Source organism: Amycolatopsis sp. (assembly GCF_035546795.1).
GTDB lineage: Bacteria > Actinomycetota > Actinomycetes > Mycobacteriales > Pseudonocardiaceae > Amycolatopsis_E.
This window is the reverse complement of record NZ_DASZWC010000004.1, coordinates 127125-146687: the sequence shown is the minus strand read 5'-3', so window position 1 is coordinate 146687 and position 19563 is coordinate 127125. Positions and strand designations below refer to the sequence as shown.

Here is a 19563-nt window from a genome sequence, read left to right as displayed (position 1 = left end):
GGAGTCCTCCTCGGCACGTCTTGGTTCCGCGATCGTATCCGTGCCCTCAGCCCGTGGCTTGCTCCAGAGCCGCCGCGTTCGATGCGCGTTCCAGCCAGCCCTGCCAACCGCCGACGCCGCGTGCGGGCTCGGCCCACGGCACTGCCGTGCGAACCAGCCGGACACCGGGGCGGGTGAGCCAGCGCAGCAACAGCGCCGTCTCCTCCGCCGGGGCGCCGTAGAGCGGGCCCGGCTCGGGGGTGACCGTCTCCGCCGAGGCGACGAGCGCGTCGACCACCGGCATCGGCGGGACGCCCCGTCGGGCCACTCCCGCCGAAGCCAGCCGGCCGTGCCGGATGACCGCGAACTCCCAGCCGCGCGAACCGTCGGGCGCCGCGGCGACCAGTTCCGGAATGGCGGCCAGCGCGGTGAGCCGGTGCGCCTTGCCGACCGCACGGACGAGGATCGCCAGCTCGTCCCGCCGCCGCGCCGCCTGCTCGAAATGCTCTGCCGCGGCGAGTTCTTCCAGCTGTCGCAACGCGGACTCGAGCGGGACCGTGTCGTGGCCCCTGATCAGACTTGTCACCGCGTGGACCGACGGGCTGTACTCGTCGGCGCTCTGCCACCCGGCGCAAGGGGCCTTGCAGCGGCCGATTTCGGCCAGGGCGCAAGGCTTGCCCGACGGTGCCGCCGAGATGCGCTGCGTACAGGTGCGCAGCCCGGAGGCACCCGCGAGCGTGTCCGCCGCCAGCTTCGCGATCGCCTGCGAGGTGAACGGGCCGAGCGCGCCGTCCTTGGGCAGCCGGACCACGGACAGCCGGGGAAACGCTTCCTCGGTCAGCGCGACCCACCACGCCTTGCGCGGGTTCTTCGAGCGCCGGTTGTACGACGGCTTGTGCGCTGCCAGCAACCGCAGCTCACGCACCTGGGCTTCCAGTGCGTGCGAGCACTCGATGCCGTCGACGCGCTGCGCCAGCGCGACCATCTCCCGAATCCGCCCCCGGCTTTCCGAGCCGGTGAAGTACTGGCGCACCCGGCGCCGCAGGTTGCCCGTCGTACCGACGTAGAGCACCTCCTCGTTCGGGCCTCGGAACAGGTACACGCCGGGCAGCTCCGGCAGATGCGACGCCATCCCGCGTTTGCTCCGCTGCGCGGGGGTGACTTCGGGCAGGTAGTCGACCAGCTCCTCCAGCGAGTGCACGCCGAGGGGCCCGAGCAGCTCGAACAACGAGTGCAGCACGTCGACGGTCGCGCGGGCGTCGTGCAGCGCGCGGTGGTCCGGTGTGGTCGAGGCGCCGAACAGGGCGGCCAGCGCGCCGAGCCGGAAACTCGGCGTGTCCTGCCTTGTCAGCACCCTTCTGGCGAGTTTGACCGTGCACACGACCGCCGGTTTTGGCCAGGGGTAGCCGTATTCGAGGCACGCCGCGCGCAGGAAGCCGGTGTCGAACGGGGCGTTGTGCGCCACCAGCACCGCGCCCCGGGCGAACTCCAGGAAGGCCGGCAGCACCTCCTCGACCGGCGGCGCTTCGTACACCATCGCGCCGGTGATCCCGGTCAGCGCGACGATCTGCGGCGGGATCGGCATTCCCGGGTTCACCAGGGTGGCGAACTCGCCGAGCACCTGGCCGCCGCGCACCTTCACCGCGCCGATTTCGGTGATCCCGTCCGGGCCCGGCCTGGTGCCGGTGGTTTCCAGGTCGAACACCACGAAGGTGGTGTCCTTGAGGGGCGTGCCCAGCTCGTCGAAGGTCAGCTGATCCTGCGCCGCGTGCATGATCGGCACCCTAGGTAAGAGCACCGACAATTCCGGTGCACGCCATCCCAGGACAAGAGATCGGCCATGGGTTGCGACTACCCTGGACAGATGCCGCACTCAGCGCACGCCGAACAGCCCGAAGACCCTGGTCTTCGGGCTGCGGCCGGTGCACAGCGGCCGGAAGCCGATCCGGCCACGCCCGTCGACTGGCACGAAATGCCGGAGCCGGTGCGCACCAGATTGGCTGAACTGGCCGCGGACGCGCTGGGCCGGATGCCGCGCACCGACGTGCCCCAGCAGCTGCGACCGGTGGCCAAGTTCGCCCCCGCGAAACGGGCCCGCCTCGGCGCGACGGCATTGCTGAACACCCTTCGCGAGTCGACGGCTTTCCGCACGGCGGTGCTGGAGTGGCTGCGCGAGCACCGGCAGGACGCCCTGGACCCGAACGACGAAGATTCCGTCGCCGCGGCCACCGCGGCCGTGCTGCTGGGCGAGTCGAGCGCGAGCTCCCGTGTGCGCCTGGTCGCGAAGAACGCGGCGGAGACGGCGTTGCGCGCGGAGCGGGACGCGGCGGTCGCGCGCAACCAGAAGCTCGAAGCCGAGCTGGCCCGCACGCGCGAGGAGCTGGCGCAGGCGCTGGAGTCGGTCGAGGCGGCGCGCAAGGAGCGCGAGGACGAGGTGAACAAGCTGCGCGGGCGCCTGCGGGAGCAGGGCGTGCAGCTGCGCCAGGCGAAGGACGCGGCCGCGTCCGCGCTCACCAACGCGGCCGAAGCCGGCCATGCGCGTGATGACGAGATGTCCGCGCTGACGGCGCAACTTGAGCGTGAGCGGCAGCGTGTGGCCACGGAACGGGCTCGGGCGGAGCGGGCGGTGGCAGAGGCGGAGATAGCCCGTCAGTCGGCGCGTGAGGCCCGGGAAGCGGACGAGGTGCGCCTCGCGCTGCTCGTCGACACGATCGACGGTGCGGTTTCCGGTTTGCGCCGCGAACTTTCCCTCGGTGCCACCTCTCGTCGCCCCGCCGATCACGTGCGGGGCGCTTCTTCCGGCGCGGGTGTGGGTGCCCAGGTGCGCGATCCGGTGGCGCTGGACAGGCTGCTGGCGCTGCCGAGCGTGCATCTCATCGTGGACGGCTACAACGTCACCAAGACCGGCTATCCCGAGCTGCCGCTGGCCGATCAGCGGGACAGGCTGGTGCAGCAGCTCGGCGCGCTCGCTTCGCGGACGGGCGCAGAGGTGACCGTGGTCTTCGACGGTGCCGGTGTCTTGTCGGTGCCTGCCGCCGCGCCGCGGGGTGTCCGGGTTCTGTTCTCCGACCCCGGCGTGCTGGCCGACGACGTGATCCGCGCGCTCGTGGTGGCCGAACCGCCCGGCAGGCCGATGGTGGTGGCCACTTCGGACCGCGCGGTGGCCGATTCCTGCCGGGGCTCGGGCGCGCATCCGGTGGCGTCCGCGGTGCTGCTCAGGAGGCTGGGCCGGGTCTGACGCAAGCTCCGGCGTTGGCATCCTGTGCTGCGACATGCCGCCGCGAAGGCCGGTCGGCCCGACAATGCTGGGGGAAGACTCGATGCGGGACTGGTTACCGCTGCTGCAAAGCCTGGTCTGACCGGTGGTCGTGGCGGCGTTGGCGTTCGCCTTTCGCGCCTCTTTCCGCCAGTTCGCCGAAACCATCACCAACCGCGTGCGACAGGGAGCTTCGTTCGAAGTCGGGGCCTCGAAAATGAGGCTCGGACCCGCCTCGCCGCAGAAGCCCTCCGGACCCGAACCGGAACCCGGCGCGCAGCCGATGCTGGACGCGTCGTCCGGTTCGGTCGCCCCTCGGCCGGATTCGACCGGCGCACCCGACGTTCTACGAGCCGAACCGGAGCATCACCAACCGGAGAACGAGCTTCGAGTTGCGGACTTCGGCATGGGGATGTTCAACCTCACGGCGGATGTGCACATCGCAGGGCGGCAGACGCCGCTGCGGCTCGAGCGGTACATCAACTTCTGACCCCGGCGGCCGCGGCCGCCCGGAATTGTCGGTGGGTGTCTCTACCGTGTCTTCCGTAACGAACTGATGTTCGACAGGGAGGCGAAAATGGTGGAGGACACCGTGCTCGTGGACTGTGGCCGCTGTGTCGTGCGAGGCGTCGGCTGCGCCGACTGCGCGGTCGGCGTACTGCTGAACGCCCCGCCGACGATCGAATGGGATGCCGAAGAGCTGCGCGCGATGGAGGCGCTGGCCGAGGGCGGTCTCATCCCGCGGCTGAGGCATGTGCCGATGGTGGAAAGGCGCCGTGATCGAGCTGCCTGAAGGAGAACGACCTACCGAAGGCGACAAACGGTCGTTCTGGGCGGCGAACGGTCAGTAGTCGTAACGGCCTGAATTGTAATGCTGGTCACACCCACAGTGTCGCCGCTGGTCCGAACGGGGTGGGCCCAGGTCACTCAGAGTTTTTGCGGTGTACCTCCTGGACGTGCAGGCGGTGGTTTCGTAACCTAGCCGAGATCTCGCGACTGGTAGCCGTCGCACCGGCGACGGCGACGCGGGATTGCCGCCGAAGCAGCTTTGTCGGGGAGCTGCGCCGGAACCACTGTGCAGGCAACACCAGGCGGGCTACCGCTTTGCCTGCTCGCGGTGGGAAGTGCCGTTAGCCGGGAAGTTGGCGCGTGTCCGCCCGCGTCCCGGCGACAGAGGGCCCCCGACCTCTGTGCGCGGCGCCGGTAGGTGGCCGAATGCAAAGGAGACACGCGCGGCGTGCAGTCGCAACCCATCAAGCGCGTGATCGCAGGAGCCCTTTCCGCGGCGGCGGTCATCACCGCCGTCAGCGCGGGCGTTCCGGCCAGCGCGGTCACCATCCCCGCCCTGCAGAATCCCCCCACCAACGCGGCCGACGCCTTGGCCCAGTACCGCGCGGCGGCCCAGCAGGCCGAGCAGCTGAACGAGGACAAGCTCAAGGCGCAGGACGACTACAACGCCAAGCAGGCCGACCTCGCCAAGGCGAACAGCGACCTGGACGCGGCGAACCAGAAGGTCGCCTCGGCGCAGGCCGACGCGGCGAAGTACCAGGTCGTGGTCGACCAATTCGCCGACGCGTCCTTCGTCAGCGGCGCCCAGTACAACCGGCTCTCGGCCCTGCTGACCGGCACCTCGGCGCAGGACTTCCTGGACCGTTCGTCCGCGCTGTCGGTGCTGGCGGACCAGAAGAACCGCGCACTCGGCAACTACACCGGCGCCGTGCAGGCCGCTGCCACCGCGCAGCAGCAGGCCACGGACGCCAGGAACCGGGCGCAGGCCGCCACCGACGCCTCGGCCCAGCTGCTCAACGACCTCAACTCGCGCAAGGCGGCGCTGGACCAGCAGGTCGCGCAGTTGCAGCAGCTGAGCACCCGGCTGAGCGCCGCCGACAAGGCCTCGCAGAGGGACACCGGTGGTTCGAACCCGAACCTGCCGGCCCCGACGGCCGCCGCGCAGACGGCGATCAACGTCGCGCTGTCCAAGCTGGGCAGCGACTACGTGTGGGGTTCCACCGGCCCGAGCACATTCGACTGCTCCGGTCTGACGCTCTACTCGTACGGCAAGGCCGGGATCACCCTGCCGCGCACCAGCTCGGCGCAGTCCACGACCGGCATGGCTGTGTCGCGGTCCCAACTGCAGCCGGGCGACCTGGTGTTCTTCGGCAGCCCGGTGCACCACGTCGGGATCTACCTCGGCGACGGCAAGATGGTGCACGCACCGGACACCGGCGACGTGGTCAAGATTTCGGCGCTGCAGAACGACTATTCGGGAGCGCGCCGGGTCGCGTACTGACCGGCACGACTCCCTGGCAGGGGCGGCACTCCAACGGTGCCGCCCCTGCTGCTTTTCCCGGGCCGGTAATCTCCCACCGTGCCTCGGACCCTGCTGGTGACCAACGATTTCCCGCCCCGGCCCGGGGGGATCCAGAACTACCTCGACTCGCTGGCCCGGCGGCTGCCGCCGGACGAGTTGGTGGTGTACGCGCCGTCCTGGCACGCCTCCTCGGGTTCACATCCGGAGTTCGACGCCGCGGCGCCGTTCGAGGTGGTCCGGCATCCGACCTCGCTCATGCTGCCGACGCCGGACGTGGTGCGGCGGGCGAAGGACATCCTGCGTGCCCGCGAGTGTGAATCGGTGTGGTTCGGCGCGGCGGCGCCGCTGGCGTTGCTGTCGCAGCCGTTGCGGGCTGCGGGCGCGCGGCGGATCGTCGCCTGCACGCACGGGCACGAAGTCGGCTGGTCGATGCTTCCGGTGGCGCGGCAGGCGTTGCGCCGTATCGGCGACACCACTGACGTCGTCACCTACGTCAGCAAGTACACGCGGGCGCGGTTCGCGTCGGCGTTCGGGCCGATGGCCGGGCTGGAGCATCTGCCGTCCGGAGTGGACACCGAACTGTTCCGGCCCGATCCCGCGGCGCGCGCGGAAATCCGTGCGCGACACGGGCTCGGCGACCGGCCGACGGTGGTCTGCGTGTCGAGATTGGTGCCGCGCAAGGGGCAGGACATGTTGATCCACGCGATGCCCGAACTGCGCAAACTGGTGCCGGACGTGGCGCTGCTGATCGTCGGCGGTGGCCCGTACCGCAAGCGGCTTTCCCAGCTGGTGACCGCTTTGGGCCTCGAAAGCGACGTGGTGCTCACCGGTTCCGTGCCGTGGCCGGAACTTCCCGCGCACTACGCCGCGGGCGACGTGTTCGCCATGCCGGCCCGCACGCGCGGGAAGGGGCTGGACGTGGAGGGCCTCGGAATCGTCTACCTGGAGGCCTCGGCGACCGGGCTGCCCGTCGTGGCCGGGCGTTCCGGTGGGGCGCCGGAGACGGTACAGGACGAGGTGACCGGGCACGTGGTGGACGGTCGCGATGTTGAGCAGCTGGTGGAAACGCTTGCGCCGCTGCTGAACGACCCGGCGCGCGCCCGCAAGATGGGCGAGGCGGGCCGGGCGTGGGTGAGCGAGCACTGGCGGTGGGATCTGCACGCCCGGCGGCTCGCCGAGCTGCTCACCCCGTGATCACGCCGCGACGGCCGGATGCCGCGGATCGTCGGCGCGGACCAGCACATCGGCGACTTCGGCTGGGTTGACCTCGCGTTCGTACTGCTCGAACGCGGGCAGCGCCCAGTGCTCGTCCTCGGGCAGCCGCCGGCGCAGCGCGCCAGTGGAGAGGGCCAGGTGGACGGTGAGTTCGAACGGGAGGCCGCGGCCGAGCAACAGTTCCCCGTCCGCGATCAGCACGCCGCCCGGCGGCAGCTCGGTCCGCTCCATGCGAGTGGCGCGATCGCGTTCCGCGTCCCACAACGCGGGCAGTACCAGGCCGGTGCCGCCAGGGGAGAGCGGCTCCAGCACTTCGCGGCGCAGCGCGTTCTCGTCGAGCCAGTCGTAGTAGCGCGCTTCGGGATCCTGCCTGCCCTTTTCGAACCGCAGCGATGCGGGCTTCAGGAAGTCCACAGTGGACACCCGCTGCGCGGGACGGCCGTTGACCCGCAAGGGATCCACCAGTGCATCCGCCAACGCCCCGGCGCCGACCGCGCCGTCGATCGCGATCCGCACCCACGGCGTGCCCGGCAGCGCGAGGATGCGCTCGACCAGTTCGCCGGCGAGCCGTTCGAAGGAGATCGGCCGGTACTTCATGGTCGCCGATCCTACGAGACGGGCACGATCGCGCCCGGTGATCCGTTGTCGGTACAACAACCGTGCCACTGGGAGGCCGAAGGTATGCGGGTGCTCGACGAACCGATTGTGATCGACGAAGACTTCATCACCCGGCCGCACGCGATCTACGAGCAGCTTCGCGAACAGGGCCCCGTCCGGCAGGCGATCGCGCGCCGGGGGCTGCGCGTCTGGCTCGTCACCGGGTACGCCGAGGCCAAGGCGCTGCTCGCGGATCCGCGGCTGAGCAAGGACAACGCGCGGGCGCGCGGGTTGTTCGAGGCCCAGTTCCCCGCGGACGGCCAGCCGAACGTGTTCTCCTCCTCGCTCGCCTCGCACATGCTCAACCTCGACCCGCCCGACCACACCCGTCTGCGCAAACTGGTGAACAAGGCGTTCACCGCGCGCACGGTGTCCCGGCTGCGGCCGCGGATCGAGCAGATCGCCGACGAACTGCTGGAGGAGGTCGCCGCCAAGGGGTCGGTGGACCTGCTGGAGTCGTTCGCCTTCCCACTGCCGATCACCGTCATCTGCGAGCTGCTGGGCGTTCCGGTGGAGGACAGGGACAAGTTCCGCACCTGGTCGAACTCGATCGTCGCGTCGAGCACGCCGGAGCTGCTGCAGGAGCATTCCGCCGCGTTGGCGGCGTACTTGAGCGCGCTGATCTCGGCCAAGCGCGCGGAACCGACCGACGATCTGCTCTCGGATCTGGTGCACGTGTCCGAAGAGGGTGATCAGCTTTCCGAGGTCGAGCTGATCTCGATGGCCTTCCTGCTGCTGGTGGCCGGGCACGAGACCACGGTGAACCTGATCGGCAACGGGGTCCGCGCGCTGCTGGAGCACCCGGATCAGCTGGCGGCGCTGCGGGCTGACCCGGCGTTGTTGCCCGGCGCGGTCGAGGAGCTGCTGCGGTTCGACGGGCCGATCCACATCGCGACCCTGCGGTTCACCGCCGAGCCGGTGCAGGTCGGCGACGTCGAGATCCCGGCGGACGAGTTCGTGATGGTGTCGCTGCTTTCGGCGAACCGTGACGGCGAGCGGTTCGACGAGCCGGACACGCTGGACATCCGTCGTCCGGCGGGTGGGCATCTGGCCTTCGGGCACGGGATCCACTACTGCGTCGGCGCGCCGCTGGCCCGGCTGGAAGCCGAGATCGCGCTGCGCAAGCTGCTCGGCAGGTTCAGCACGCTGGAGTTGAACGGAGAGGCCACCGCGCTGCGCTACCGGGAGAGCACGCTGATGCGCGGCTTGGAGAGTCTGCCCGTCAGGCTAGCCTGAGGTGTGCTTTCCGCAGAGCTGCTCGCACTCGACGCCCGGCATGTCTGGCATCCCTACGCACCGATGCCGGGCAAAGTCGAGCCGCTGCTGGTGAGCGAGGCGTCGGGGGTGCGGCTGCGGCTCGCCGACGGGCGCGAGCTCATCGACGGGATGTCCTCGTGGTGGGCGGCGATCCACGGCTACCGGCACCCGGTGCTCGACGCCGCGATCACCGCGCAGCTGGGCCGGATGAGTCACGTGATGTTCGGCGGGCTCACCCACGAGCCCGCCGTCCGCCTCGCCACGCGACTGGTGGAGCTGACCCCGGCCGGACTGGAGCACGTGTTCCTGTGCGACTCGGGTTCGGTGTCGGTCGAGGTGGCCGTCAAAATGTGCCTGCAGTACCAGCAGTCCTTGGGGCGCAAGGGAAAACGCAGGCTGCTGACGTGGCGTGGCGGCTACCACGGCGACACCTTCCACCCGATGAGCGTGTGTGATCCCGAGGGCGGGATGCATTCGCTGTGGCGCGGTGTGCTGCCTGAGCAGGTGTTCGTGCCGGAGCCGCCCGCCGGGTTCGGCGCACCGGTGGACAAGTCCTATGTGGACACTCTGGCGTCGGCGGTCGAGCGGCAGGCGGACGAGCTGGCCGCGGTGATCGTGGAGCCGGTGGCGCAGGGCGCCGGCGGGATGCGCTTCCACAATCCCGGTTACCTGCGGGCGTTGCGGGAGATCACCGAAGCCAACGACGTGCTGCTGATCTTCGACGAGATCGCCACCGGCTTCGGCCGCACCGGGGCATTGTTCGCCGCCGAGCACGCGGGCGTGACGCCGGATGTGCTGTGTCTCGGCAAGGCCCTGACCGGTGGGTACCTGAGTATGGCGGCCACGTTGTGCACCCCCGCGGTCGCCGATGGGATCTCGCGCGGCGAGCTGCCGGTGCTGGCGCACGGGCCGACGTTCATGGGCAACCCGCTGGCCTCCGCGGTCGCGAACGCCTCCATCGACCTGTTGCTGGAGCACGACTGGCAGGCGGACGTCGGGCGCGTGGAGCGGGCCTTGCGGCAGGGGCTCGCCGACGCCGAAAACCTCGGTGACGTCCGGGTACTCGGTGCGATCGGTGTCATCCAGCTGGACCACGAGATCGATCTGGCGACGGCCACGAAAGTGGCGACCGAACGCGGAGTGTGGCTGCGCCCCTTCCGCGACCTGATCTACGCGATGCCCCCGTATGTGTGTACTGATGCCGAGGTCGAGGCGATTGCCGAGGCCATGGTCGAGGTGGCTCGCACCGCCTGAGGGCGAAGTTCACCGGATCTGATGTGACGACCGCCACGGTGTCCTGGCTCGTGACGCAGTGTTGATCTTGATCGGTGGCTTCCCTCGAACGGGACGAGATGCTCGTGCGAAACGCCGGGATCGCGTCACTGCCCGCTGTGGGCGGAATATGAGCCGTTTCCGCATAGCGGACTTTCGTCCGGTTTTTCGGTATCTGTGGGTGGTCCGGCGATCACGCCGGGTCGAACCACCCCTGGAGGCCGTCATGATCGACTTGTCCGCCCGCGAGCGCGAACACGAGCACGCCCCGCCGAAACGGCCCTGGCTGACCAACCTGCGTCAGGACGTTCCCGCTTCGCTCGTCGTCTTCCTCGTCGCTGTTCCGCTCTCGCTCGGCATCGCGCTCGCCTCGGGCGCGCCCATCGTCGCCGGGCTCGTCGCCGCCGTCGTCGGCGGCATCGTCGCCGGTCTCCTCGGCGGCTCGCCGCTCCAGGTCAGCGGGCCCGCCGCCGGGCTGACCGTGATCGTGGCCGAGACCATCGCCCAGTTCGGCTGGGCCACCACCTGCGCTATCACCATGCTGGCCGGCGCGCTGCAGATCCTGCTCGGGCTGAGCCGGATAGCGCGCGCCGCGCTCGCCATTTCGCCGGCCATCGTGCACGGCATGCTCGCCGGGATCGGTCTGACCATTGTGCTCGCCCAACTGCACGTGGTGCTCGGCGGCACCGCGCAGAGTTCGCCGGTCGACAACATTCTGCAGCTGCCGCACCAGCTCCTGCACGCGCACGGTGCCGCCACCGCGCTCGGGCTGGCCACGCTGGCGATCCTCGTCGGCTGGGGCAGGCTGCCCGCCGCGGTCCGCCGGATTCCCGGTCCGCTGGTCGCGATCTGCGTGGTCACCGGGGTGTCTGTCCTGTTCGGACTGTACGTGCCGCGGGTGGAGGTGCCCGAGAGTGTGCTGCAAGTGCGTTTCGTGCCCGAATTCCCCAGCGGCGGCTGGTTCGACTTCGGCGTCGCGGTGGTCACCGTGGCGCTCGTGACGAGTGTGCAGAGCCTTCTTTCGGCGATGGCGACCGACAAGATGCACGACGGTCAGCGCACCGACCTCGACCGCGAACTGATCGGACAGGGCGCGGCGAACGCCGTTTCCGGTGCGCTGGGCGGGTTGCCGGTCGCCGCGGTCATCGTGCGCAGTTCGGCGAACATCGCGTCCGGCGCGCGCACCCGCGCGTCCGCTGTGCTGCACGGCGTCTGGATCCTGCTGTTCGTCGCCGTGCTGGCCGGGGTATTGCGTGACATCCCGCTTGCCGCGCTGGCAGGGCTGCTGGTGCACGTCGGCGCGAAACTGGTGAACTTCGGTCAGATCGAACAGGTTCGCAAGCACGGCGATCTGCCGGTGTACCTCGTCACCCTGGCCGGGGTGGTCGGGCTCGATCTGCTCACCGGGGTGCTGCTCGGGATAGCGGCGGCCGTGTTGCTCATGCTCCGCCGCGTGCTCTGGTCCGGCATCCGCGCGGAGGTCGGCGCCGACGGCTGGCGGGTGGTGATCGAGGGCGCCCTGTCCGCGCTGTCGCTTCCGCGTCTTTCGGTGGTACTGAGCGGAATTCCACGCGGCACGCGGGTCACCCTGGAGCTGGTCGTCGACTACCTCGACCATGCCGCTTTCGACGCGCTGTCGGCGTGGCAGCATTCGCACGAGAGCTCCGGTGGCACGGTCCTCATCGACGAGATCGGGCATCCCTGGTTCGAGCAAGGGAAGTCCGACGAGCCGACAGTCCACAAAGGACGGGTGAGGCCGGTGCTGCCGCGCTGGTTCGCGCCGTGGTCGCAGTGGCAGAGCGCGCACGCGGGAACCCACGTTCCCGCGCAGCGCACGGACAGCTCGATGCGCCGTGGTGTCGCGGAGTTCGAGCGCCGCACCTCGTTGCTGGTGAAGCCGATCCTGGGCAGGCTCGCCGACGTGCACGAGCCGCAGACGCTGTTCCTCACCTGCGGCGACGCGCGGATAGTGCCGAACCTGATCACCAGCAGCGGGCCGGGCGACCTGTTCACCGTGCGCAACATCGGCAACCTGGTGCCCGATCACGCCACCTGCGCCGGCGGCGCGGACGCCTCCATCGGCGCGTCGCTGGAGTTCGCGGTGGACGTGCTCAAGGTGCGGGAAATCGTGGTGTGCGGACATTCCTCGTGCGGCGCGATGAAGGCGCTGCTGAAGGGAGCGCCCGAGAACGCGCCCGCGTTGCAGTCCTGGCTGCGGCACGCCGAGCCGAGCTTGGTTCGCGCGAAGGAGAACCCGCCGCTGACCATCGAGGGCTGCCTGCCCCCGGCTGCGGCGGATCAGCTGGCTCTGCACAACGTGCTGCAGCAGCTGGAGCGCCTGCGTGAGTACCCGACCATCGCGCGCGCCGAGGCACGCGGCGAGGTCGAGCTAATGGGCATGTACTTCGACGTCGGCGCCGCGCGGGTACACCTCTACGACACGGAGAGTGGGTTGTTCGGAGCTGCCGGTCACGTGGTGGCCGCTGACTAGGGCCTGCCGGCGCCGGTACTACGGTTGAGTTCCGTGAGCATGCTGGTGGTGACCGGAACAGGGACCGGCGTCGGCAAGACGGCCGTCACGGCGGCGATAGCCGCGCTCGCCAGCGCGGCGGGCCGCCGGGTCGCGGTGCTCAAACCCGCGCAGACCGGCCTCGGCCCCGACGAGCCCGGCGACCTGGCCGAGGTGTCCCGGCTCGCGGGCGAGGTCACCACCCGTGAGCTGCGGCGTTATCCCGATCCGCTCTCCCCGGAGGCGGCCGCCCGGCATCGTGGCCTGCCCACGCTCAGCCCGGCCGACATCGCCGCCGCGGCCACCGAGCTGGACGAGACCCATGACCTGGTCCTCGTCGAGGGTGCGGGCGGGCTGCTGGTCCGGTTCGGCCCGGACGGCAGCACACTCGCCGACACCGCGTGGGCGCTGGGCGCGCTGCTGATCGTGGTCGCCGAGGCGGGCCTTGGCACGCTCAACGCCACGGCGCTGACGGCCGAGGTCGCCAACACGCGCGGCCTGCACGTGGCCGGGCTGGTCATCGGCTCGTGGCCGGCGGAGCCGGACCTGGCGATGCTGTCCAACGTCGCCGATCTGCCCGTCGCGGCCGGTGCCCCGCTGCTCGGCGCGCTCGCGGAAGGCGCGCCGGGACAGGATCCTGCCGAGTTCCTCGAACAGGCACGGGCCGGGCTTTCGCCGTGGTTCGGCGGCGAGTTCGACCCGGAGAGCTTCCAGAAGGAAGCCGCCGCCAGGACGTGACGTGCGTCGCTCGCGAGTGCCGCGCGGGTAGGGCAGCATGAGCAGCTGTCCGTGCAACCTCGAAGAGGAGACGTTCGTGACCGCTGCGCCGGAACGGGCCGACGTGCTCGCACTCGCGAGGGAACAGGTGCTCGAGCGGGGCACCGGGTTGTCCCGGGAGCAGGTGCTCGACGTGCTACGGCTGCCTGACGACCGGCTGACCGAGCTGCTCGCGCTGGCCCACGAGGTCCGGATGCGCTGGTGCGGCCCGGAGGTCGAGGTCGAGGGCATCGTGAGCCTCAAGACCGGCGGCTGCCCCGAGGACTGCCACTTCTGCTCGCAGTCCGGCCGCTTCCCCAGCCCGGTCCGCTCGGCGTGGCTGGACATCCCGGGTCTCGTCAAGGCCGCCCGCCAGACCGCGGAGACCGGCGCCACCGAGTTCTGCATCGTGGCCGCCGTGCGCGGCCCGGACGCGCGGCTGCTGGGCCAGGTCCGCGAAGGCATCCAGGCCATCCGCGCCGACGGCAACGACATCCAGATCGCCTGTTCGCTCGGCATGCTCACGCAGGAGCAGGTGGACGAGCTGGTCGAGATGGGCGTGCACCGCTACAACCACAACCTGGAGACGGCGCGCTCGCATTTCCCGGAAGTGGTCACCACGCACTCCTGGGAGGAGCGCTGGGAGACCCTGCGGATGGTGCGCGAGGCCGGCATGGAGGTCTGCTGCGGCGGCATTATCGGCATGGGGGAGAACGACGAGCAGCGCGCCGAGTTCGCCGTGCAGCTGGCCGAGCTGGACCCGCACGAGGTGCCGATGAACTTCCTCATCCCGCAGCCCGGCACGCCGTACGAGCAGTACGAGATCGTCGAGGGCAAGGACGCGCTGCGGGTGGTCGCGGCGTTCCGGCTCGCGATGCCGCGCACCATGCTGCGCTTCGCCGGCGGCCGCGAGCTGACCCTCGGCGACCTCGGCGCGGAGCAGGGGATGCTGGGCGGAATCAACGCGATCATCGTCGGCAACTACCTGACCAACCTCGGCCGCCCGGCCGGCCAGGACCTGGCGATGCTGGCCGAGCTGAAGATGCCGGTCAAGGCGCTGAGCGAGACCCTGTGACCTATTGCGTCCACTGTGGACAGCCGGAGCCGGAGGGTCCGCATCCGCGCTGCCACAACCCGCGCACCGCGCTCGAACCGCCCCGGTTCTGCGCCCGGTGCGCGCGGCGGATGATCGTCCAGGTGACCCCGGCGGGCTGGACGGCGCGATGCAGCCGACACGGTGCGTGCACGAGTGAGGACACCGGCTAGTCTCGCTGGAGGTCAGGCGCGTGGCGGCGAACGGAGACGGAGTGGCTGAGGAAGCAGTCGGTGCGGACGGCGCGTCGGGATCCCGGGACGAGCTGGCGCTGTCCAGGCTGGTGTTCAACCTGCCGCGCCCGCGCCCGCGTGTCGTGGTGAAGGCCGATCTGCTGCCTTCGGTGAGCGTGCTGTCCATGATCGGGCTGGTCGGTATCCCGCTGGGCTGGCTGTGGTCGCGGCTCGCCCCCGCGGAACGCGTTCGCGTCTTCGACGGCGGGCAGCTGATCCCGTTGCAGCTGGAGAGCTGGCACCGGTTCGACGGATTGGCGATCTACGCGCTGCTCGGGCTCGCCGCCGGCGTGGTCACCGGCGCGATCGTGTGGCTTTTGCGCGAACGGCGCGGGCCGGTGATCATGATCGCCGCGGTGCTGGGGGCGGTGCTGTCCGGCTGGCTCGGCGTCACGATGGGCGAGGCGTTCGTCAGCGGTGCATACGCGGTGAGCGGGGCGCCGAAGGTGGGCGACGTGCTGGACAAGGCACCGCAGCTGGAGTCGTGGTGGGTGCTGGTCGCGCAGCCGCTGGCGACCGCGCTGACCTACGGGCTGCTGGCGGGCTGGAACGGCCGGGACGACCTCGGCCGCAGGCTGGGGTAGGTGCCTGGGTTCGCGCAGGTGTTCAAGACGATGGGGCTGCGCGCGATCGTGGCGGTGCTGGAGGAACGGAAGGCCGAGCTGTCCTGCGACCGCGCGGGTCTGCTGTGCGGCCGGCACCCTGCGGCCGGGCCGCGGGCGTACGTCGGCGGCGTCGATCCGTCCAAAGTGGACACCGCGCCTTTTCTGGGGCAGGCCGGGGAATACACCGCGGGTGAGGACGAGCCCGCCGGGGACACGCGCTCTGGTCCGTCGACCTGAAGTCAAGGCCTCAGTTGAGGTAGGCGCGGGTGGTCAGGTGCGGAACGTCCGGCGGTGGCGCCGGGACGGCGTGCAGCGCGGCGAGAAAGCCGGCCTCGCGGGAAAGCAGCTTGCAGGTGGCCCGCAAACGGCGCAGCGGATGGGTTTCCTCCAGCAGGCGTTGCCGGTCGGGCAACGGCAGCAGGCAGTTCGCGGCCAGCAGGTACGCCAGCTCCGCCGGGGAGGTCTCGGGCGGCGGCGAGGGCCAGGAATCTCGCTGCCACGCGGATTCGCAGTAACGCCGGTACGCCGAACGCGCGGACGCGGAAAGCCGTTCGGTCGCTTCCTCCGCGCCGGCCGGGACCGGTTCGTCGGGCACCCATTCGACGGTGCCGACGAGGTACGGCGCGCGGGTGTGGTCGATGTCGAGCAGCCGGAACCGGCGTTCGCCGGTGGTGACGATGTCGAACCGGCCGTCGGGCAGCCGGTCGCTTTCGTCCAGCAGGGCCGTGCAGCCGATGGTGTGCACGTGCTCGAGCGAATCGACCTCGCGCACGGCGACCGACTTGATCCCCACTATGCCGAAGCGGCGATCCGGGACCGTGCCACTGAGCAGATCGATCGCCAGCTGCCGGTACCGCGGCTCGAACAGGTGCAACGGCAGAACCGCGCCCGGTAGCAGCACAGTCTGCAGCGGGAACAGCGGCAGGGTCACCTTCTGGGCTTCGGGCCGCTCCGCATCATGCACGGCCTACACGGTACTTCGAAAGGGCGACTCCTGCTCAGCGTCGCTTCGGCGGCGGCCGGAACACGGCGAACGGATCGGTCACCTGAAACCCTGCTCCCGGGAAGGAGAACAACGCGGCAGGCCGCCCGCCGGCGCGGCCGGGAGGAACCGTGTGACCGGTGGGCGCGAGCAGCCCGCGGCGCGAGAGCACCCGCTGCAGGTTGGTGGCGGAAACCTTGTACCCCAAGGCCGCGGAGTAGATTTCGCGCAGCGAAGACACGGTGAACTCGGCCGGTGCCAGTGCGAAACCGATGTTGGTGTAGCTGAGCTTCGACCGCAGCCTGTCCCGCGCGCGCAGGATGATTTCGCGGTGGTCGAACGCGGTGCGCGGCAAGGATTCGATCTCGTGCCATTCGGTGTCTTCGGGGATCTCGGGGTCGACGTCCGACGGGACGAGACCGAGGAACGCGGTGGCGACCACGCGCGGGCCGGGCACGCGGTCGGGCGCGCTGAACACGGCCAGCTGCTCCACATGCTTCAGCTGCCGGATGTCCACCTTCTCGGCCAGCTGGCGGCGGATCGAGGTCTCCACGTCCTCGTCGGGGCGGAGCCTGCCGCCGGGCAGCGACCAGCGTCCGACGTGCGGATCCAGCGCTCTGCGCCACAGCAGCACGCGCAGTGTGGCGTAACGCACCTGTAATACGGCCGCCAAAACCTCGTGTGCCAGGGGGGAGCTGCTGTTAATATGGCTTCGCACGGTTTTCGATTATAAGGCGAAAACCAGTGAGCGGTCCAGGAGGGGCCTGATGTCTTTGACGACTGTGCAGGATCTCGCGCCGTACACCGGTGTCGAACCCGACGAAGCGTGGGCGGAGGAGGTGCGCAGGCTCGCGCGTGAACGCGACGCGGTGCTCCTCGCGCACAACTACCAGGTCCCGGCGATCCAGGACATCGCCGACCATACCGGCGACTCGCTGGCCCTGTCCCGGATCGCGGCCGCGAGTGACGCGTCCACGATCGTCTTCTGCGGCGTGCATTTCATGGCCGAAACCGCGAAGATCCTCGCACCGGAGAAGACCGTGCTGATCCCTGACGCGCGTGCCGGCTGTTCTCTCGCCGACTCGATCACCGGCGAGCAGCTGCGGGCCTGGAAGGCCGAGCATCCGGGCGCGGTGGTGGTCTCGTACGTGAACACCACGGCGGAGGTCAAGGCGGAGACCGACATCTGCTGCACCTCCTCGAACGCGGTGGACGTGGTCGCCTCGATCCCCGCCGACCGGGAGGTCTTGTTCTGTCCTGACCAGTTCCTCGGCGCGCACGTCAAGCGCAAGACGGGCCGGGAGAACCTGCACATCTGGGCCGGCGAATGCCACGTGCACGCCGGGATCAACGGGCGGGAGCTGGCCGAGCGCGCGGCCGCGAACCCGGACGCGGACCTGTTCATCCACCCCGAATGCGGCTGCGCCACCTCGGCGCTCTACCTCGCCGGGGAGGGTGCCGTGGCGGCGGAGAAGGTCAAGATCCTCTCGACCGGCGACATGGTGCACGCGGCGCGGGACACGAAAGCGTCCACGGTGCTGGTGGCCACCGAGATCGGCATGCTGCACCAGCTGCGCAAGGCCGCGCCGGAGATCGACTTCCGCGCGGTGAACGACCGGGCGTCCTGCCGGTACATGAAGATGATCACCCCGGCGGCCCTGCTGCGTTCGCTGCGCGAAGGCGCCGACGAGGTGCACGTGGATCTCGAGACCGCGGCCCGTGCCCGCGCGTCGGTGCAGCGCATGATCGAGATCGGCAAGCCTGGCGGCGGGGAATGACCGAAGTTACCGACTTTCAGTCGAAAACTTGCGCATGGGAGGCGCGCGCCGATCTGCTCGTACTGGGCAGTGGCGTGGCCGGCCTGACGGCGGCGCTGAGAGCCCAGGAGCTCGGGTTGCGCGTGCTCGTCGTGACCAAGGCGGCGGTCTCCGACGGCAACACCCGATGGGCTCAAGGGGGCGTCGCCGTGGTGCTCGACGGGGAGCACGACGAGGGCGATTCCGTCGCCCGCCACGTGGAGGACACGCTGACGGCGGGCGCGGGGCTTTGCGAACCTGACGCCGTCGAGGCGATTCTGCACGCCGGTCCGCGCTCGGTGGCCTGGCTGCGAGAAGCGGGCGCGCGGTTCGATCCCGGTGCTTCGGGCCTGCTCGCACGCACACGGGAGGGCGGGCACAGTGCCTTCCGCGTCATCCATGCGGGCGGTGACGCGACGGGCGCCGAAGTCGAGCGCACGCTGGTCGCGGAAGCGACCGGGCGTCGGCTCCCGGTGCTCGAAGGCCATATCGCGGTTGACGCGCTGCTCACGCCTGTCGGTGACGTCGCGGGAGTCACGGTCCTCGACGCCAACGGCGTGCCAGGGCTGCTTCGCGCGCCCGCCGTGCTTCTCGCGACGGGGGGCCTCGGGCAGCTGTACCAGGCAACGTCGAATCCGGAGATCGCCACCGGCGACGGGCTCGCGCTCGCGTTGCGGGCCGGTGCGCAGGCGGCCGACCTGGAGTTTGTGCAGTTCCACCCAACGGTGCTGTACACGCCAGGCGCGCGCGGCCGTTGCCCGCTGGTCACCGAAGCGGTGCGGGGCGAAGGTGCGGTGTTGATCGACGGCGCGGGTGCTTCGGTGATGCAGGGCGTGCACCCGCTCGGCGACCTGGCCCCGCGTGACGTGGTGTCGGCGGCGATCACCCGCCGGGCCGCCGAGGCGCCCGGCGGCGTGGACGACCACGTTTTCCTTGACGCGACCGGGGTTTCCGCGTTCGATCGGCGCTTCCCGACGGTGTACGCCGCGTGCCGCGCGATAGGCGTGGACCCCGAGAAGGAGCCGATTCCGGTCACGCCGGCCGCACATTTCGCCTGCGGTGGCGTGGTCGCCGGCACCGACGGACGCACCGGCGTGCGTGGTCTCTACGCGGCAGGTGAGGTCGCGCGTACCGGTCTGCACGGGGCAAACCGGCTGGCCTCCAACAGTTTGCTCGAAGGTCTGGTTACCGGAACGGCGGTCGCGGACTCCGTCGTGGCGGATCTCGCGGCCGGCCTGCTCGCGGATCCGAAGCAGGCCCGCGCGCCGAGGCCGCGGCCCGTGCCGATAGCGGAACGCGATGCACTGCAACGGGCCATGAGCCGGTACGCGGCGATCGGGCGGGACGCCGAAGGGCTCAGCGTGCTGGGTTCCGTGCTCGATCTATCCACAAAGGACAGTCAGCTCGGCACGCACCGGGACGTCGAGGACGCCGCGCTGGCGCTCGTCGCACAGGCGCTGATCGCCGCCGCGGCACGCCGCACGGAATCACGCGGCTGTCATGTGCGTTCTGACTTCCCGCAGCGGGACGACGCGTCCTGGCAGCGCAGCCAGCTCATCCGGCTCAGCCCGTCGGGCCAGCCTGTGCTGGCCGATCCGGTGGAAGCGATGGGAGTGGCATGAGCGAGCTTGCGAGTGATTCA

Annotated in this window: 19 protein-coding genes; 15 read left to right on the top strand and 4 right to left on the bottom strand. The window is 70.3% G+C overall.

Annotated elements, in window-relative coordinates:
* Window positions 1–46: 46 nt before the first annotated feature.
* Window positions 47–1753, bottom strand: a complete 1707-nt coding sequence (locus VHD82_RS05870; protein ID WP_325697782.1) for a DEDD exonuclease domain-containing protein — start codon at window positions 1751–1753, stop codon at window positions 47–49.
* 90 nt (window positions 1754–1843) lie between these two features.
* Between VHD82_RS05870 and VHD82_RS05865 the strand changes: the two genes are divergently transcribed.
* The 5 genes from VHD82_RS05865 to VHD82_RS05845 all read left to right on the top strand — a co-directional run bounded on the left by VHD82_RS05865 (window position 1844) and on the right by VHD82_RS05845 (window position 6740).
* Window positions 1844–3217 carry an NYN domain-containing protein gene (locus tag VHD82_RS05865; protein ID WP_325697780.1) on the top strand — a complete coding sequence of 458 codons (1374 nt, stop codon included), beginning with the start codon at window positions 1844–1846 and terminating at the stop codon, window positions 3215–3217.
* Window positions 3218–3558: 341 nt separating this feature from the next.
* On the top strand, window positions 3559–3792 hold the full coding sequence (locus VHD82_RS36745; RefSeq protein WP_414637462.1) for a pYEATS domain-containing protein: 234 nt from the start codon (window positions 3559–3561) through the stop codon (window positions 3790–3792).
* A 20-nt stretch (window positions 3793–3812) separates the two neighbouring features.
* On the top strand, window positions 3813–4028 hold the full coding sequence (locus VHD82_RS05855) for a hypothetical protein (protein ID WP_325697776.1): 216 nt from the start codon (window positions 3813–3815) through the stop codon (window positions 4026–4028).
* A gap of 444 nt (window positions 4029–4472) precedes the next feature.
* Window positions 4473–5525 carry a C40 family peptidase gene (locus VHD82_RS05850; protein ID WP_325697774.1) on the top strand — a complete coding sequence of 351 codons (1053 nt, stop codon included), beginning with the start codon at window positions 4473–4475 and terminating at the stop codon, window positions 5523–5525.
* A 78-nt stretch (window positions 5526–5603) separates the two neighbouring features.
* Window positions 5604–6740 (top strand): glycosyltransferase family 4 protein, encoded by a 1137-nt coding sequence (locus VHD82_RS05845; protein ID WP_325697772.1) that lies wholly within the window; start codon window positions 5604–5606, stop codon window positions 6738–6740.
* Here VHD82_RS05845 and VHD82_RS05840 read toward each other — a convergent pair whose 3' ends face one another.
* A complete protein-coding gene (locus VHD82_RS05840) occupies window positions 6741–7358 on the bottom strand; it encodes a uridine kinase (protein ID WP_325697770.1) in 618 nt (205 codons plus the stop codon).
* A gap of 84 nt (window positions 7359–7442) precedes the next feature.
* Between VHD82_RS05840 and VHD82_RS05835 the strand changes: the two genes are divergently transcribed.
* The 8 genes from VHD82_RS05835 (at window position 7443) to VHD82_RS05800 (ending at window position 15380) form a co-directional block, all read left to right on the top strand.
* Window positions 7443–8654 carry a cytochrome P450 gene (locus VHD82_RS05835; RefSeq protein WP_325697768.1) on the top strand — a complete coding sequence of 404 codons (1212 nt, stop codon included), beginning with the start codon at window positions 7443–7445 and terminating at the stop codon, window positions 8652–8654.
* Window positions 8655–8657: 3 nt separating this feature from the next.
* The gene (locus VHD82_RS05830) at window positions 8658–9929 is read left to right on the top strand and encodes an adenosylmethionine--8-amino-7-oxononanoate transaminase (RefSeq protein ID WP_325697766.1); all 1272 of its coding nucleotides are present in this window, start codon (window positions 8658–8660) and stop codon (window positions 9927–9929) included.
* Window positions 9930–10173: 244 nt separating this feature from the next.
* Window positions 10174–12438, top strand: coding sequence for a bifunctional SulP family inorganic anion transporter/carbonic anhydrase (locus VHD82_RS05825; RefSeq protein ID WP_325697764.1), 2265 nt, complete (start codon window positions 10174–10176; stop codon window positions 12436–12438).
* Window positions 12439–12477: 39 nt separating this feature from the next.
* Window positions 12478–13194, top strand: a complete 717-nt coding sequence (bioD, locus tag VHD82_RS05820) for a dethiobiotin synthase (protein WP_325698006.1) — start codon at window positions 12478–12480, stop codon at window positions 13192–13194.
* Between the two features lie 76 nt (window positions 13195–13270).
* Complete coding sequence (bioB, locus tag VHD82_RS05815) at window positions 13271–14287, top strand: biotin synthase BioB (RefSeq protein WP_325697762.1); 1017 nt, start codon at window positions 13271–13273, stop codon at window positions 14285–14287.
* A complete protein-coding gene (locus tag VHD82_RS05810) occupies window positions 14284–14478 on the top strand; it encodes a hypothetical protein (RefSeq protein WP_325697760.1) in 195 nt (64 codons plus the stop codon). The genes bioB and VHD82_RS05810 overlap by 4 nt, the downstream gene beginning before the upstream one ends.
* Before the next feature lie 92 nt (window positions 14479–14570).
* Window positions 14571–15122: a DUF2567 domain-containing protein gene (locus VHD82_RS05805; RefSeq protein ID WP_325698005.1), complete on the top strand. Its 552-nt coding sequence runs from the start codon at window positions 14571–14573 to the stop codon at window positions 15120–15122.
* Window positions 15123–15380: a hypothetical protein gene (locus VHD82_RS05800; RefSeq protein ID WP_325697759.1), complete on the top strand. Its 258-nt coding sequence runs from the start codon at window positions 15123–15125 to the stop codon at window positions 15378–15380. It begins immediately after the preceding gene.
* Window positions 15381–15390: 10 nt separating this feature from the next.
* Here the strand turns inward: VHD82_RS05800 and VHD82_RS05795 are convergent, their stop codons facing one another.
* Together VHD82_RS05795 and VHD82_RS05790 are read right to left on the bottom strand one after the other, a co-directional pair.
* Window positions 15391–16107 carry an LON peptidase substrate-binding domain-containing protein gene (locus VHD82_RS05795; protein WP_325697757.1) on the bottom strand — a complete coding sequence of 239 codons (717 nt, stop codon included), beginning with the start codon at window positions 16105–16107 and terminating at the stop codon, window positions 15391–15393.
* Between the two features lie 34 nt (window positions 16108–16141).
* Entirely contained in the window at window positions 16142–16780 is a 639-nt protein-coding gene (locus tag VHD82_RS05790; RefSeq protein WP_325697756.1) for an NUDIX hydrolase, read from the bottom strand.
* A gap of 112 nt (window positions 16781–16892) precedes the next feature.
* Between VHD82_RS05790 and nadA the strand changes: the two genes are divergently transcribed.
* The gene (gene nadA / locus VHD82_RS05785) at window positions 16893–17903 is read left to right on the top strand and encodes a quinolinate synthase NadA (protein WP_325697754.1); all 1011 of its coding nucleotides are present in this window, start codon (window positions 16893–16895) and stop codon (window positions 17901–17903) included.
* Complete coding sequence (locus VHD82_RS05780; protein ID WP_325697752.1) at window positions 17900–19543, top strand: L-aspartate oxidase; 1644 nt, start codon at window positions 17900–17902, stop codon at window positions 19541–19543. The genes nadA and VHD82_RS05780 overlap by 4 nt, the downstream gene beginning before the upstream one ends.
* Window positions 19544–19563: the final 20 nt, after the last annotated feature.

What these genes read in the sequence shown, in the direction of transcription:
- bioD (WP_325698006.1), top strand. Translation starts at nt 12,478, where the DNA reads ATGCTGGTGGTGACCGGAACAGGGACCGGCGTCGGCAAGACGGCCGTC.
- VHD82_RS05835 (WP_325697768.1), top strand. Translation starts at nt 7,443, where the DNA reads ATGCGGGTGCTCGACGAACCGATTGTGATCGACGAAGACTTCATCACC.
- nadA (WP_325697754.1), top strand. Translation starts at nt 16,893, where the DNA reads ATGTCTTTGACGACTGTGCAGGATCTCGCGCCGTACACCGGTGTCGAA.
- VHD82_RS05865 (WP_325697780.1), top strand. Translation starts at nt 1,844, where the DNA reads ATGCCGCACTCAGCGCACGCCGAACAGCCCGAAGACCCTGGTCTTCGG.
- VHD82_RS05825 (WP_325697764.1), top strand. Translation starts at nt 10,174, where the DNA reads ATGATCGACTTGTCCGCCCGCGAGCGCGAACACGAGCACGCCCCGCCG.
- VHD82_RS05840 (WP_325697770.1), bottom strand. Translation starts at nt 7,358, where the DNA reads ATGAAGTACCGGCCGATCTCCTTCGAACGGCTCGCCGGCGAACTGGTC.
- VHD82_RS05855 (WP_325697776.1), top strand. Translation starts at nt 3,813, where the DNA reads ATGGTGGAGGACACCGTGCTCGTGGACTGTGGCCGCTGTGTCGTGCGA.
- VHD82_RS05870 (WP_325697782.1), bottom strand. Translation starts at nt 1,753, where the DNA reads ATGCACGCGGCGCAGGATCAGCTGACCTTCGACGAGCTGGGCACGCCC.
- VHD82_RS05780 (WP_325697752.1), top strand. Translation starts at nt 17,900, where the DNA reads ATGACCGAAGTTACCGACTTTCAGTCGAAAACTTGCGCATGGGAGGCG.